Annotated in this window: 7 protein-coding genes and 3 pseudogenes; 3 read left to right on the top strand and 7 right to left on the bottom strand. The window is 38.0% G+C overall.

Going from position 1 to position 15,830, the window contains the following annotated elements:
* Position 1: 1 nt before the first annotated feature.
* From LPC09_RS04465 to LPC09_RS04455, 3 genes are all read left to right on the top strand, one after another.
* The gene (locus tag LPC09_RS04465; RefSeq protein ID WP_098794841.1) at positions 2–178 is read left to right on the top strand and encodes a spore gernimation protein GerPD; all 177 of its coding nucleotides are present in this window, start codon (positions 2–4) and stop codon (positions 176–178) included.
* Positions 175–540, top strand: a complete 366-nt coding sequence (locus tag LPC09_RS04460; RefSeq protein WP_098794842.1) for a spore germination protein GerPE — start codon at positions 175–177, stop codon at positions 538–540. The genes LPC09_RS04465 and LPC09_RS04460 overlap by 4 nt, the downstream gene beginning before the upstream one ends.
* Before the next feature lie 107 nt (positions 541–647).
* Entirely contained in the window at positions 648–866 is a 219-nt protein-coding gene (locus LPC09_RS04455) for a spore germination protein (protein WP_231309104.1), read from the top strand.
* 122 nt (positions 867–988) lie between these two features.
* On the opposite strand, the gene LPC09_RS04450 is transcribed toward LPC09_RS04455, so the two are convergent.
* The 7 genes and pseudogenes from LPC09_RS04450 to addB all read right to left on the bottom strand — a co-directional run bounded on the left by LPC09_RS04450 (position 989) and on the right by addB (position 15,788).
* Positions 989–1,297 carry an HNH endonuclease gene (locus tag LPC09_RS04450; protein WP_231309103.1) on the bottom strand — a complete coding sequence of 103 codons (309 nt, stop codon included), beginning with the start codon at positions 1,295–1,297 and terminating at the stop codon, positions 989–991.
* A gap of 98 nt (positions 1,298–1,395) precedes the next feature.
* Positions 1,396–4,797, bottom strand: a complete 3,402-nt coding sequence (locus LPC09_RS04445; protein WP_231309102.1) for an AAA family ATPase — start codon at positions 4,795–4,797, stop codon at positions 1,396–1,398.
* Positions 4,794–5,975 carry an exonuclease SbcCD subunit D gene (locus tag LPC09_RS04440; protein WP_231309101.1) on the bottom strand — a complete coding sequence of 394 codons (1,182 nt, stop codon included), beginning with the start codon at positions 5,973–5,975 and terminating at the stop codon, positions 4,794–4,796. Before LPC09_RS04440 ends, LPC09_RS04445 begins: the two co-directional genes overlap by 4 nt.
* A gap of 78 nt (positions 5,976–6,053) precedes the next feature.
* Positions 6,054–8,456: pseudogene (gene addA, locus LPC09_RS04435) on the bottom strand (helicase-exonuclease AddAB subunit AddA); the annotation flags it as partial.
* A gap of 116 nt (positions 8,457–8,572) precedes the next feature.
* Positions 8,573–10,379, bottom strand: a pseudogene (gene ltrA / locus LPC09_RS04430) (group II intron reverse transcriptase/maturase).
* Positions 10,380–10,972: 593 nt separating this feature from the next.
* Positions 10,973–12,304: pseudogene (locus tag LPC09_RS04425) on the bottom strand (UvrD-helicase domain-containing protein); the annotation flags it as partial.
* A complete protein-coding gene (gene addB / locus LPC09_RS04420; protein ID WP_098794848.1) occupies positions 12,297–15,788 on the bottom strand; it encodes a helicase-exonuclease AddAB subunit AddB in 3,492 nt (1,163 codons plus the stop codon). The pseudogene LPC09_RS04425 and the gene addB, both read right to left, overlap by 8 nt.
* Positions 15,789–15,830: the final 42 nt, after the last annotated feature.

Raw genomic sequence — 15,830 nt, 5'->3', positions numbered from 1 at the left:
GATGAATTTTACTGTAGTTAATAAAGATATCCAGGTGGGAGCTATTAAAGTTATTGGGGTATCTAGCTCATCTGTTTTTTTAATAGGTGATACTCAAACCATTGCTCTTTCTTCTGTCTTTGATACCCCACCTGAGTCTTTAATTATCGGCCCATTAGTGCCGTTGGCGCCTCAATGATCAGTCGTAATAGTAACGTTGTAAGTGCCTATGTTAACTCAGTCGGGATCAGCTCTGTTTTTCAAATCGGTGATTCTGTTGAAATAACACCAAATGTAAAAGCACTTGCTGTTCAGCGGGAGGAAGAACGATTTTTTGGTTCAGAAGGAGACTTATCTGAGTATCCAATCTTTGAAGAAGAAATTCCTCAGCCTATTTTTTATGAAACTATCATAACAAACTTTTTTCATGAAAAGCCCGTAATATTTGTTCAACATGTGGATGTTACAGCCCTGTCCTCTTCAGCAGTATTTCAGATTGGCTCTACAAGGGATATTCGGGCAGTGTCACGAACAAAGCATATTCGCCAATTAAAGAGTTAACAATAAAAATAGCCAACTCCTACTCACTAACTTTGATAAACGATTAACACCTTAGTATTCAGTTGCATAAACTAAAGTAATAGGAAACTTTAAAAAGGATGTTTTATATGCCAGCTATTGTCGGTCCAATTAAGATTAATGAAGTAGGCGGCGGAGTCGTTAACTTTGGGGATACGTTTTATCTTGCCCCAAAAAGCCAGTCAAAGAGTGCCTCAGGCTCTGGCGGAGGAAGCACAGGAGATTTCCACATTATTAATAATGGAATAAGTGGTACCAATTTAATTGATCCAGATGTAACAGATCAAAACATGTTGGCGAATAATTAATAGTAAGGCGGAAAAAAACACTTTTTCCGCCTTTTCATTATTGCGTCCTGTTGTTTTCTTTATGTATTAATCGAAAATTCCACAAAAAAAGACTGCCCATATTCCCGGACAGTCTTCTCTTTCTAACGCCCCTTCTGCTTTCGTTCATTGGATTTTCTCGTAGGAACTAACTTACTAGAAGGTTGCTTTCTTATCCATTTAATAAAACTTTTGATTTTATCATCCTGTTTTAAGTCCTCAATGGTTGAAAGCCTAGCTGCTAATTCTTCATTTGTATATAAAGCATGAATTTGCTTGTGACATGCTATACAAAGCTTGGCAGTAGGCAAGAAGGTTCCACCCATTTCCTTAGGTGTAAGATGATGAATGGTTGTTTCAACTTCTTCTCTTTCACACAATTCACATGTCCCAATTTCTTTTTTCTTTCCCATCGCGACATCCCTTTGTTATCATATTGGCTCTGTGAAATGTGATTTCTTATGTGTTCATTAGTTAAACGAGACATATTCAACACTCCACACCCAAACTATTAAAGCGATTCTAAATAAACAGACGTTCCTTTACCAGATGGTTCAGCAGGCTCTACAATTAGTTTCCGTGGCAGTCTTGCTCTTAGCTCTTGCACGTGGCTAATAACTCCAACTGATAAATTTTGTGATTGCAATTTTTCTAGAGCCGTTATGACTGTATCGAGCAGCTCAATGTCTAACGTTCCGAACCCTTCATCTAAGAAGAAAAATTGAAGCGGGTATTCACCACGAAGTTGAATTTGTGTTGATAGCGATAAGGCAAGTGCAAGTGAGGTTAAGAACGTTTCCCCTCCTGATAATGTGGAAACAGGTCTTCTTACTCCACCGTTTGCATCATCTCTCATAATAAATCCACCTTGTGAATCAACTTCAATCGCATAGCGACCACGCGTTAACATTGAAAGTCTTTCAGATGCATCACGACTTACTTGCTGCAGCTGCTCCTCTGCAACATATTCAACAAAGCTGTTTCCTTTAAAAACAGATTGAAGTTTTTCTAGTTTTCCCAACAAATCATCAAGTTCTTTTTGTTGGTTTTCTATGACTACGAAGCGCTCGTGCTTCTCTAAAAGCACCTGCAGGCCATTTGTAGCCGCCCCCTTGCTGGCAACAGCATCCTCAACCTGCTGCTTCATCTCTACTTTGATTTGTTGAATAGTATTCCATTCTTCTTGAGAAATCTGCTGATTCCCCAGTTTTTCTTCAATTCGATTTAAGTCTGTGTTAAGCTGCTTCATTTTATCCAAGAAAGCTTCAATTTCAGCCTTTAGTTGTTGCCTTTTTTCTGCACCTAGTAGGGATGCTAGTGTTTCTTCAATGGTTTTAAACGAAGTATTTTCTTTTACTTGGGACCATTTTTGTTCTGATTCTTGAACTTGGTGTTTTGCTTGCTCATATGATCTTTCATGTGCTGCAAGCTCACTTTGCAATTGATGAAGCATATTAGATTCTTTTTGCCATCCTTGATACAGCTCATTTTCTTTTTCAGCTAATTGTTTAATCATCGCATTTGTTTCCGTGATTACAGTAGAAATTGATTTTTCCAAACCAACTTCTTTTAGCTTTTCCTGTTTTTCTTTTATAGAAAAATCACGATTCTTTAATAAGGCTTGAAGCTCAATCTGTTGTTCTTTTATATGACGATTGAATTCTTCCTGTTTTTTCACGATTTCTTCTTGTTCTTCTATGAAAGAAAAACTCTTTTGAATTCGTTCATTTAACTGCTCGAGTGCTTCATCTTTTTCAGAGATTTCTCTTTGTAACTGTTCAACATTTTCAATTGGAATTTGAGAGAAGGTCTCAGAGTAATGTTTTAAGCTTTTCTCGTACTTTTGTTTGTATTCATTGAGTTTATTTATCCATTCCTGGACATCATTATTTGCAGAGGAAATACTATCTTTACTTCTTACTCCCTCCTGCTGCAATTCTCGCAACTGTTTTACGTTCATTTCAAGAGATTGACGTAATAATATATAATCTTGATTTAGATTTTTAAACGCTAATTGAAACGTTTGAAAACCTTGTTCTAATGAAATATTCGTATTTGGTGCAATCAGTTGCTCTACTGTAACTTCTTCTATTAGCTTTTTATCTTGTAAAAATAAAAAATCAGAAGTAAGCTGCTCAGATAAACCCTCTGCCTTTATTTTAAGTGAATGTGGCTCCTGATTTAATGACTGAAGCTGTTCAAACTGTTGCTTCATCACATCTAATTGCTTTTCGACTTCTTCATCATGATCTAAATCAGCATGTACAGGGCTCGGGTGGTAACACGATCCACAAACAGGACAAGGTGCTCCCTCTTTTAGCTCCTTGACGAGCGCAAAAGCCAACTTCTGATTTTTTGCCTTTTCCTCTTCTGCTACTTTTTCTTCTAACTTGTGTTTAGCTCCAGAAAGAAAGTGCTTATATTCCGTTTCCCTTTCCGAAATCAGAAAATATAGGGAGGTTAGTTCATTAAATTTATTTTCAAGATGTTTTTTATTAACGGACAATTGATCTGTAAGAGAATCGTATTTTTTCTTTTCACTAATTAATGCGTTGTTTTTTTTCTTTAGCAATTCATTCGTTTCTTCGAACTGCTGTTTACTTTGTTGAACATGTTGTTTTGCTTCTAAAGCGGCACGAACCTGATCTCTTTCTTTAGCAGAAACGGTTTTTGTTTTCTGCTCTTCTTGTAAAGTTTGTTGCTTTACTGCTGCTTTTTCAACTAATTGCTGTGCTTTTGTTAATAGTGATTGATGGTGCTCCTGCTGCTTTTGTAACTCTTCTTTTTTCTGTTTAAGTTCGTGAAGTATTGTTTGATCTCGTTTAAGCTCTTCTTCAACCTTTTGCAATTGTAATAGCTTTTCACGCTTTGCTACTAAAGCTGGTTCTTGTTCAGATTTTTCCTTTCGAATTGCCTCGTAAGCTCGGCTGCTCGTTTCATATTGCTGCTTCATTTTCTCTACATTTTTCTTCGCAGCCTCAAGATTACCTTCTGCCTGAACTTTTTCTTGTTTACGAGCTTGTAAAGCCTCTGCATACGGTCTTAAGGCTTCTGCTTCCTCAGCCGTTTTCACCTGTTGTTGTAAAGATTGAATCTGTTCTTCATCTTTTTTGACTGATGCTTTTTCCTTTTCTAGTTCTAGCCTTTGCTGTTGTAATTGCCAAGTTGCTTGTTTTCGTTCATAGTCCTTTGTTACACTTTCAAGCTCTTTTTGACGCTTTTCAAGTAAAACTTCTGCTTCTTTTACTTGCTTCTTCGCTTCTTTAACAGCTTCTGCCGATGCATCACCTAAACCAGTTTTCTCTGCTTCTAATTCATTACGAGTAATTCTTGCAGTTACTAAACGTCGCTTGAGCTTCTTCAAGAGCTGATCACCGTATTGCTCTAAGTGAAATAAACGTTGTAGCATTTGTCTTCTTTCTGCACCTTTTAAAGAAAGAAATTCAGCAAATTTCCCTTGTGGAAGAACTACAGCACGGGTAAAGTCATCGATTGTAAGACCTAATAATCCATAGATTTTGTCATTTACATCAACTGCTTTATCCGCTAAGACAACATGCTCTTCTCCTTCCTCAATTAAACGACAGATCGCTGTTTTCACCCTAATATCGTCTGTTCGTTTAAACACCCGTTCCACAACATACCTTTTCTTTGAAGAGGCATTTTCAAGTTCAAAAGTAAACGAAACAGAGAGTTGATCTTCAGCATGATTTAATATTCCATGTGTGTTATTCATGGCACGCTCTACTTTTCCATATAAAGCAAGAGTCATAGCATCCAGAATTGACGACTTCCCGCTTCCAGTTGGCCCAAAGATCCCAAAAATCCCGCCATCACAAAGGGCGTCAAAGTTAATCGTCTGTTTTTCTCTGAAGCTATGCAATCCAGACACAGTTAAAGTAATAGGCTTCATGCATCATCACCTTCCCCTTGTTCTTCATCCTGTTGAACAAGCTCTAAAAATAATCGAACAAGCTCATCCTCAGGCTTAGCTCCCCCTGTTTGTTTTTCGTAAAACTGTGAAAATAGTTGGTCAATCGGAAGGTTTGATTGTCTTGTTGCCGCAACCTCCAGCTCAGCTTGGAAAACAGGACGGATATGGATGAAGCCTGGATGCCATTTACGGAGGCGATGAATTTCCTCTATTGAGAGAGTACTAGTTAAATGAATCTCTAAATCTATCCATGCATTATGATCTTTTCCTTCATCAAGCCAGCTATGAACCTGATTAATTCCCTCTGTTGCTTTCCATTTCACCAAAGGTTTACCAGAAGATAATGGAATCTCCTTCATCACAACAGGTTGATTTGGTTCAGCATCTAAAATCGTGACAGATTTTGCATAACCGATTTCTGAAAAGCTATACGCAAGCGGTGAGCCTGAATATCTGGTTAATGTGCTCGCACGCTTAATATTTTGTGGTCGGTGCAAATGTCCCAATGCAACATACTGAGCAGCTTCCGGCATACTTGTTGCTGCAACTGTATAAGCTCCACCAACTTCAATTGGACGCTCAGAATCTGTGGAGCTTCCTCCAGCAACATGAATATGACTCATCGCGATATTTACTGTATTCTTTTGAAATTGATTGCTCATAATCGAAAATAGATCACGTATACGTTCATCATATTTATTTCGAAGCAGCACTTCATCATGCTCCTGTGATAATACTTGTTCAAGTCTTGCTTCTGAAGGATATGCTAGTGCAGCCACCATCATTTGCTCACCAGCACTAGGGATATCTAATTTAATCAATTCAGTTGTTGGATAACCAATTAAATGAATCGAATGATTTCCAGCTAAAGGTGATGCTGCAGATAAGCGATCAGGATTGTCATGATTTCCTGCAATCACAACGATTGGACGTTTACCATGATCTGATAATCTAGAAAGGCCTTCGTAAAACAGTTGCTCCGCTGCAGCCGGTGGGTTGACCGTATCAAATGCATCACCAGCCATTAATATGGCGTCTACTTTTTCTTCTTCTACAATTCGTACAAGCTCATCAATAAAATCTGCCTGTTCAGCTAATCGACTACGACCTTCTAGTGCTCGTCCAAGGTGCCAATCTGCCGTATGCAAAATACGCATCTTTTCATCATCCTTTCTTAGCTCACTTACACATAGTCAATAGAATGCAATCGATGAAGAATCACCGATTGCATCTTTTTACATTTTTATGAGATGTCCTCCATCAAAGAAAAATAAATATTTTTCCTGTAAAGGACGGTGAATTATGTTTTCAATTGCTTTTGTATATAAATCAATTTGAACACGATATCGATCACTTAATATGTTTTCAAGCTCATCTTTTTCAGCTGTTATTCGACCTTGTATTGTATCAGTTTTGTAATCTAACAAAACAGTACCTTGTTCATCTTCAAATAAACAATCGATTACCCCTTGAACTAAAATTGGTTCATCCTTCAAATTCTCATCAAGATGATCTGCCTCTAACGCATAACTAAATGGAATCTCACGATAAACATTGTTTGCATTTTGCAATCTTAGACCGATATCTGATGAGAAAAAAGCAACAATTTGCTCGATGTTTATCACTTTAGCCAAATCTTCTGTAAGAATTTCCTTAGTAACAAGCTCTTCAACTTTCTTTGTAACTTCAGCTTTAGTTACTTTTTCAGTTAAAGGAATGTGCTGCATCACAGCATGCATGGCAGTTCCTCGCTCAGCAGGTGATATCGACTTGCTTTGCATAAAGCTTGGTCGATTATATAGCAAAGATTGAGAGGTTTGCTTCATAATGAATTGCTGATCACTATACTCATCTGTAACCTCCCGTTGTCTTTTTAACTCTGTAACAGATTGCTTTGAACGGCTTTTTGTTGCTTGTTGGAATGGATACGACCAAGAAAGCTGATCGATCACCACTTGTTTCTGCTCACTTTCTAGCATCACTGCTTCACCTTTTTGAATAGAAGTGAGCAATTCATCATTTCGTTCTTGATCCGCCTTGAATGATTCAACAAGCTCTTCACCTTTTACTTGTTGAATTGTCCATCGCGATGGGTGACTTGATATTTCTTCTGATAAACAAATTTGTCCATCACCTAACACAATACAATCCCTGTGGCGGATTAAGGCAGGACCAACCCAATCAAGGTAGCTTTTCGCTTTAGCGCGTTCAAAATCAGGTAATAGCCACTCTTGATGTGCCATGTGATTTCTCCAGTTTGTAATCGTTTTGTCCGGGTCCTTTAATGTTCCTAATAAATATAGCTTCTCTTTTGCACGAGTTAACGCAACATAAAGCACTCGCATTTCTTCAGCAAGAAGCTCCATTCTCATTTTTTTCTTTAGGGCAATATAAGGCAGTGTTGGGTAGCTTACTCGCAACTTAGGGTTAATCAGCTTTGTCCCAAATCCAAGCTCTTTATCAAGCAAATACTTTTTATTTAAATCCATCATATTAAATTGCTTGGAAAGCCCTGCAACAAACACGATCGGAAACTCTAACCCTTTACTGCTGTGAATTGTCATTAGCCTTACGACATCCTCTTGCTCTCCAAGCGCACGCGCTGCTCCTAGATCATCGCCGCGATCCTGCATACGTTCAATAAAACGTAAAAAGCGGAATAACCCTCTAAATGACGTTGCTTCATATTGACGGGCACGATCATATAGAGCACGGAGATTTGCTTGACGCTGTTTTCCACCAGGCATTCCTCCAACAAAATCAAAAAACTTTGTATCACGGTAAAGCTGCCATATTAAATCAGAAACCGACCCTTGTCTTGCTATATCTCGCCAGCCCTGCAAGAGATCAATGAAAGGGTGTAGTTTTTTATAAAGCTCTTCATACCTTGTATCGTTAGAAGCCAAAAAGGCTTTTACTGCATCATAAAACATTCCTTTATGATCAAACGTACGAATAATGGCCAATTCATTTTCGGATAACCCAACGACTGGTGAACGAAGTACTGCAGCTAACGGTATATCTTGATAGGGATTGTCAATGATCTTTAGAACGGATAGCATGATTGCTACTTCAGTTGCTTCAAAATAACCATCTGATAAGTTGGCATACACCGGAATTCCAGCTTGCTTAAATTCTTCCATAATTTGTGGCGCCCATGGCATAGAACGTAGAAGAATGACAACATCTCGATAACTAACAGGACGTGTCCCACCAATACCGCGATCATACACAGGAAATTGCTCGTCTATTAATGTCTTAATCTTACGCGCCATTAATCTTGCTTCAAGCTGAACTGTCTCCAACTCTTGTTCATCAAACACACCCTCGGTTTCTGTTTCACCCTCTTTATCTTGTTCCTCTACGCCACCTCGTTCGATTAGTAAAAGCTCTGTATTCATTTGATCATTTTCCGGATACGCGGCGCCAAGCTTTAATTCTGCGTCATCATCGTACACAATTTCCCCAACTGTTTCGCCCATAATTTGTTTAAATAAATAGTTCGTTCCATCTAACACTTCTGAGCGGCTTCGGAAGTTTTTTGATAAATCAATGCGCATTCCTGTAGACTCAGCTGCTTGTGTAAATCGCTTATACTTGCTTAAAAATAGAAACGGCTCTGCAAGACGGAAGCGATAGTAGGGTAAGAATCCAGCGCCTTGCTACATTTCTGCAGTAGGTTTCTAGAAACTCCCCCCCGAACCGTACGTACTCCTCTCAGAGTATACGGCTCTCCACTTACAAATATCTATCTTTATTTATGAATTTCAATATGACATTTTTTACATACAACCAATGTTTTTCGTTGTTTTGCAATCATCGCCCATTCCCAGTATTTCTTTCCTTTAAGATTCTTCACTTTGTTGACATGATGAATCTCAAATTTTGTGTCGGGATGATTTTCTCCACATAGTTCACATTGTTTTGCACCAACCGTTTTTCTAAGTCGTTTCTTCCTTGATATACATAAAGGTTAGGTTTTTCATCAATATCAAATTTGTAGCACTCTACTTTTTATCGAATCCGTCCTTATAGAAATACGCTATTTTTTCACCATGCTTTGTTTCGTACTTTACTCCCCAGTCCTTACCTTGGCTGTATTTCACTTTCATCTTAGCAACTGTGGACTTGTATTTATTCGCAAGTGTTTTTAAACAACTGTATTCCATGACGTATCGTAATTGCCACATTTTTTGATTGACGTTTTCCGCTAGGCAATAAAAATTATATAATCCACGGAGTTCGGCGTTATACGTTTCGATGATTTCTAAATCTGATAGACCAATTAATGCTGGTCTGTGAAGCATATCCCATTGCTTCGAATCTATATCTTTGACCATTTTTCGACTAATAATTACTTTTTCAATCGTTCCATTTGGAATTCGCAATTGTACATAGCCTCGATACTTTCGCTTGACCACACCATTTTTATCTTTTGCTGCGCTTAGGTCATGGCTAATTAAAATGTCATAGCCCAAAAATCTTGCTGGATTTGTACTATGTGTAATAAGCGTTTTTTCATCAGACATTTCTAGCTGAAGGTGTTCTTTTAGAAATTTCCCTGCACATTTTTTTAGTTGCTCACAATCTTCTTTACTGCCATTGACACCGATAATAAAATCATCAGCGTACCTCACGTATTTCATGCTCTTATAGCCTTCATTACTAGGCTCGTAATAGGGTAAGGTTAAAAGAAGCTTTTTGTTCTCTTTGTACTCTTTAATTAGAGTCTCGCGAAGTATTTCTTCGGTGGTCTCCTTAATTTTCTTCTTTAATCGTTGATTACGCATATCATATTTTCGGTATTCTGGATTTCGTTTACGTTTCTTAGCAGTTCCGATATCAAAAGATGGTTTCAATTCTTTTTCAATATACGAATCAAATTCGTTCAAATAGATATTCGCTAGTAAGGGGCTAATGATCCCGCCTTGTGGTGTTCCACTATAGGTGCTTTGGAATCTCCAATTTTCTACGAAACCTGCTTTTAGAAATTTCCACATAAGCCGAATGAATTTTTCATCGTTAATTCGCTTTCTCAAAATGTTGATAAGCGCTTGATGATTAATGTTGTCAAAGAATCCTTTAATATCGCCTTCTATGAACCAGTTCACGCCCGAAAACGTATTTTTAACTTCGATTAAAGCGGTGTGACAACTTCTTTTTTCCCGAAACCCATGTGAGTGTTGTGAGAATGTTGGCTCGTAGATAGCTTCTAAAATCATGCGACAAACTTCTTGAACTATTCGATCTGTAAATGTTGGGATTCCTAATGGTCTTGTCTTACCGTTTTTCTTTGGGATATTTATTCTACGGACTGGCTTCGGTTGATAACTCTCATCTTTTAGTAAAGCAATAATTTCTTGTACCTTTTCCTCACCGAATCCATCAGCTGTTTCATCATCGATTCCTTTTGTTGCACTGCCTTTATTTTTGTATATCTTAGAATAAGCTTTTAGATAGAAATCTTCATTGTAAAGATTTCGGTATAAGCGGTCATATTGATAATTTTCTTTCGTTGCCTGCTTCGATAGATTGTATAATACAATATCTGAACTTTGCATAGAGCATTTCGCTCCCTTCTTCATTGTTTATACGTTGTAAGCTGCTCCCCTTCGCCATGTAATAGGCTTTCCCTATTTCGGACTACTACGGAAGCTCCGTTACCTTATTGGATTTTCAGTACCTTTGTACATAGCCAATTGGCGTTCCAACTTAGGTAATCCCCATTTAGTATATTGTATACAGGCTGTGATTCGTTGTCGGAAGGAACACTCATCCTTTTACTCAATCTTGAGACGCGTCCATTCTTTATTAATTCAGAAACTAGGTTTGTGCATCAATTTAGTACACTCTCCCATACTTCATCCCTCCATTTATAGGATAAAGTAAGAATGGATTCTAGGTTTCAAACGGTTTCCTAGACGGTTAGCATAGCCCCGCTCGGATTGTTCTTCAAGCAGTTTAGCCTTCTTCCTTATACGAATCTTTTATATCTCGCCATTCAGTCGTAACCTTTCCGTTTAGGTTAACTTATGACTTTAACCGACATGCTACACTCCCTTTTTGGTTTCCCGCCAAGATAAGTCGGCTGATATATAAACCGTTTCTGTAGTTTATTCACCGCCAAATGGTGAAATACACAATACCCTTATGGGCGCACGATGGATTGCTTTACATCTCCAACCATAAAGAGATTTCCTGTTGCTTCTTCGTCTTTTGTGACTAGCTTTAAAATCGATTCTTGAACAAGATTCGTATCTTGATACTCATCAACAAGAACCTCTACAAACTGTTGTTTATAATAAAGAGACGCTTCACTTGGTTTATCTCCATCCGTTTGCAGAATTTGTAAGCAATAATGCTCTAGATCAGCAAAATCGACAATTCCTTTTTCTTTTTTCATGCCTTCATAGCGATGGGCAAACTGCTGTACAAGTTCAACAAGCTTTTTGACAACAGGCTTTAAATGAACAAAATCCTGCATATAATGCTGAAGTGAACGAGAAAACAATTCATCACGTAATTGCTCTATTTGTTTTTTAACCGCGTTACGTAAAGCTGTTACTTGGTCTGTTAAACTCTTATCATATTGATCACCTTTGACGATCTTCGCACGTGACATTTTAAACTTTTTTAGTTGCTCGCCAAGTCCGTCCCAAGATTCCTTATGTGCGAGAATATCTGTAAGCTGCTTTAAGTCATCCTCTAGGTTTTCTGCACGTGGAGCAGGTCCAGCTGGTCTTTTCGTAAGCTCCATTGCTTGAAGAAGCTGCTCCCGAGCACCTGATAACTGCATTTCAATATCCTGCATTAAATAGTTCATAAACGGTAAAGAATTCATATCAAAGTCATCGTCAAGATCATACATTGCCGCAAGCTGCTCTAGCCAAATACTTGGTGTTGGATGTGACCTTGAAAAAAAGTAAAGCTCTCGAATTAAAGATTGTAGCTCAAGATCACTTCGATCAGATGTATAACGATCAACTAAATCAAAAAATTCTTCGTTATCTTCACGACTGTATTCTTCTTCAAATAGTTCATCAAGAACTTCATCAATTAAGAGCTGACCTTCTGTTGAATCAGCAATACGGAAGCTAGGATCAATATTAATTAAATAATAATATTTTCGTACAACCTGTAAACAGAACGAGTGTAGAGTTGAAATGGACGCTTTATTGAGTAAAGTAAGCTGTCTGCGTAAGTGTAGTGAAGATGGATTTTCTTTTAGTGCTTTTTCAAGTGCCTCACCAATACGATGCCTCATCTCAGCTGCAGAAGCATTTGTAAACGTAACAACCAATAATGAATCTACGTCTACAGGATTTTCTTTCGAAAGAATTTTACGAATAATTCGTTCAACTAAAACGGCTGTTTTTCCCGATCCAGCAGCAGCGGCAACTAATATGTCCTGGCCACTCGCAACAATCGCCTTCCATTGATCATCCGTCCATTGGCTGTTCTCAGGCTTTGCTATGATTTCACTCATCAACTCCAGCCTCCTCTCTCATTCGTTTTAACACCTCATCATTTTTTTCACTTTTTAAGATGCGGTAGTTATTTTCTTCTAACGATTCATCAAATTGACACACAGACTTATACTCACAATACGTACATGGCATTTTATCCTTAAGCTTATAGGGGCTTATATCGATTATTCCATCTGTGATATTCGTTCCAATTTTCTTGAACGTGGATCGCACATGATGGCGTAATAACTCAAATTCAGATTCACTCGCTATAGATGATGTGGAGCGGAATCCTCCATCCTTTTTCAAACCGGCTGCAATAATGTTTGAACTGCTTCCTTCGGTAAGAGAATGATCCATCAATTTCACTGCTTCCTCATCACCGAGTAAAAGTCCTTTCATTTTAAACTTCTTAAAAATTTCATCATCTAGCTTTTCTTCCGGTAAAAGAGATGAAGCCTGAATCATCGGATCATGAACATGGAAATATAATACCCCAGCCGGAGTAGCTTCAATTCCTAGCCACAGCTTTGAGTTCGAGATAATAACATCTAAATAGGTTAGCATTTGTAGCGCTAAACCATAATAAACCTCAGAAAGTTGAACATTTTTATCACTCGATTTATAATCAACGATTCGTAACAATACACCATTTGAACCTGTTGCTTTATCAACCCTATCAATTCTACCTGCAACCTCCATCGTACAGCCATTTGGCAATGTAAAACGAATTGGTGGTAGTTCCCCACCTTTACCAAACCCAAGCTCTAGGCCGACTGGTGCAAAGCCACTCGCCTTTGCGTGTTCACTAAGAATGGATGAAGCCCGTGCAAGAATTTTTTGTAGCTTTCGCTTAATATAATGATAACGATTTGAACTTAATAGGATTTCTTTTTGTAATCTTGGTGCAAGCTGCTCAACTGCATCATTAGAAAGTCGCTCACATTGATCCTTCGTTAACTCTTTCCAATCTAACTTTAATTGATGTAAGCGATCGGAAATCAGTTTCAAGGCAGAGTGGAACATTTGCCCTATATCAGGTGCCTCAAGCTTGAAAAACTGTCTTTCTCTTAACTTTAAACCATGTGAAGCAAAATGAGAGAATGGACAGCTATTGAATTTCTCCATCCGCGACACACTTCCTTGAATATGTTCACCATATAGTTCACGACTAACACTGGTTTCTAGCTGCTCTGGTTTGTTTTCATAAGTTAAACTGCTTAACACCTTTTGAGTCAATTGTTGATTGTCGGATGATACAAAATAGTTATAAGCATCCCACCATAATAAGTGAATCGGATATCCTCTTTTCCACGATTGCAGCTGTGATGTAACGTAAGAAAGTGTTACATGCTGATTTACGATGAACGATAGCTGCTCTGTTGTTGAAAGCTGCTCAGGTTCATTCAATAATCGCTGCTGCTTTATTGTTGGGAACATTTCTTCCATTCGTTTAATGATGACAGACGGCAACAATGCCTTTCCTTCTTCATCCGCCATCGCATAGGAAAGGTATAATTTTTCAGATGAACTAGACAATGCCATATAAATGATAAAGTTTTCATCAAGAAGCTGTTGTCTAGCAGTTGGAGCAAGATCAACACCCTGATAATGAAGAGCCTCTCGATCGTCTTCTGTTAATATGCCTTCTTCCTTTGGTCTGGCAGGAATAACCCCATCATTTACTCCAACAATAAATGAGCACTTCACGTTGAAAAACCTGGATTTTTCAAGATCTGCAATCAGTACCTGGTCAATAGCTGGTGGCACTAACGAGAATTTCATTGACTCAAGACCCGTTTCAAGCATCTCTGAGAAAAGCTTTAAAGACACAGGCTCTTCAGCCATCATTTCAACGAACTCGTCTAATAAATTTATAACTGCCTGCCAAACTTGATCATGCTCCCTCGCTTCTAATAACAGACCTTTTTCTTCTGCTGTAATCCGAAGTGCTTCAAGCTTTTTGGGAATATGCAATTCTTCTAAATAAAGAAACAAAGCTTCTGCCATCTCTTGACCATTTTGACTTCGCTTTAACCTTTTATGCAAAGTTTGAATTGGTTGAACAATAAGCTCTCGTAACTGATTTAGCTTGTCCTCCATTTCCTTTTCATCATCTGTGACAACAAATTCATCATCAAGAGAATAGAAACGGCGGTATCGAAAACGGTCTCCGTTTGTCCACTTTGATCCCTGAATGCCATAAGACAGAACATAATTTTCTAACAAGTCCATATCTTCGCGCATAATATATTTGTCTTGTTCAATTGGAAACAGGAGCTCTGTTTTCACTGCACGAAATACCGCTTCATATCGCCAATATCCATTAATAATTTCAATTGTGGAGCGGATTAACTCTACTAATGGATGATTGAGCATAGAACGCTTTTGATCAATAAAAAACGGGACTTCATAATCACGGAATACCTGTTCAATTACATCGCGATAATCATTGGAATTTCGTATGAGCAGAGCAAGGTCACGATAACGATATTGACCATTCCTAATAAGTGATTGAATTTCCCTAGCGATTCCTTCAACCTCAGAGCGGCGATTTGCAGCCTGATAAATCGTCACATCTGGCTCTTGATCGAAAACGGTTGTTGGTCTTATATCATAAAATGCTTCTAAATGTTGTAACGACCTACTACCAGCATAGCGATGCTGTTCTTTAAGAAGTATCGGTTCTTCCACTTGTTTACCTGCTTCAGTAGCCAGCTTAAGAATGTTATTATACGTTTTCCCTGTCATTTGAAATAAGTGTAATTCATGTGGGAGAAAATCTTCATATGCCTTATCTGCAGTAAGAGCAATTTTCACATTTTGTGCATGCTTCATTAAGGCAGCAACTACTTCATATTCTTGTGGCGTAAAGCTATGAAAGCCATCAATATAAATATCAGCAGATTGTAAATAACTTGAGCTTTCAACTTTTTCAGCCAATAGCTTTAAATAATCCTCAGAATCCACGTATTTATGACTTAACTGAATTTCCATTTGTTTATAGAGAATAGCCATATCATGAAGCTTATCAGTTAAAGATTTTCGATCATACTCAGTTTGAGCGCTTGCTACAAAATCCTCTAACTCTTGAGGTGATAAGCAATACCGTTTAAATTCTGTTAACATCACTTCTAACTGTTCAATAAAGCCATTTTTATCACTAGCTTTGGCAAATACCTTAAAATCTTGTTTATACTCTTCTACGAGTTTTCGGAGGAGCATTTGAATTCCGGTACTGGATAAATGATGACGAGTCATCCCCCCTGTTTCTTGTAATACTCTCCAAGCTAAACGACTAAAGCTAAATGTTTGTGCACGAATCATCCCACCTAAGTTTGGTGTACGTATTAACTCATATTCTGCCCCAAACGTCATTTGGTCTGGTACGAGATAAATAATCGGTCGGCCAATTGGCTTTTGAAACAGCCTGTCTCTTATTTCATTTAAAATCGTCTCTGTTTTCCCGGTTCCAGAGCGACCTAAAATAAATTGAATACTCATGTTTATTCCCCACTAACGCTTTAGAGTGTTATTACTAAGTTG

Source organism: Metabacillus sp. B2-18 (assembly GCF_021117275.1).
Taxonomy (GTDB): Bacteria; Bacillota; Bacilli; order Bacillales; family Bacillaceae; genus Metabacillus.
Note: the sequence above shows the minus strand (reverse complement) of the source record. Positions and strands in the feature narration are given on the sequence as shown.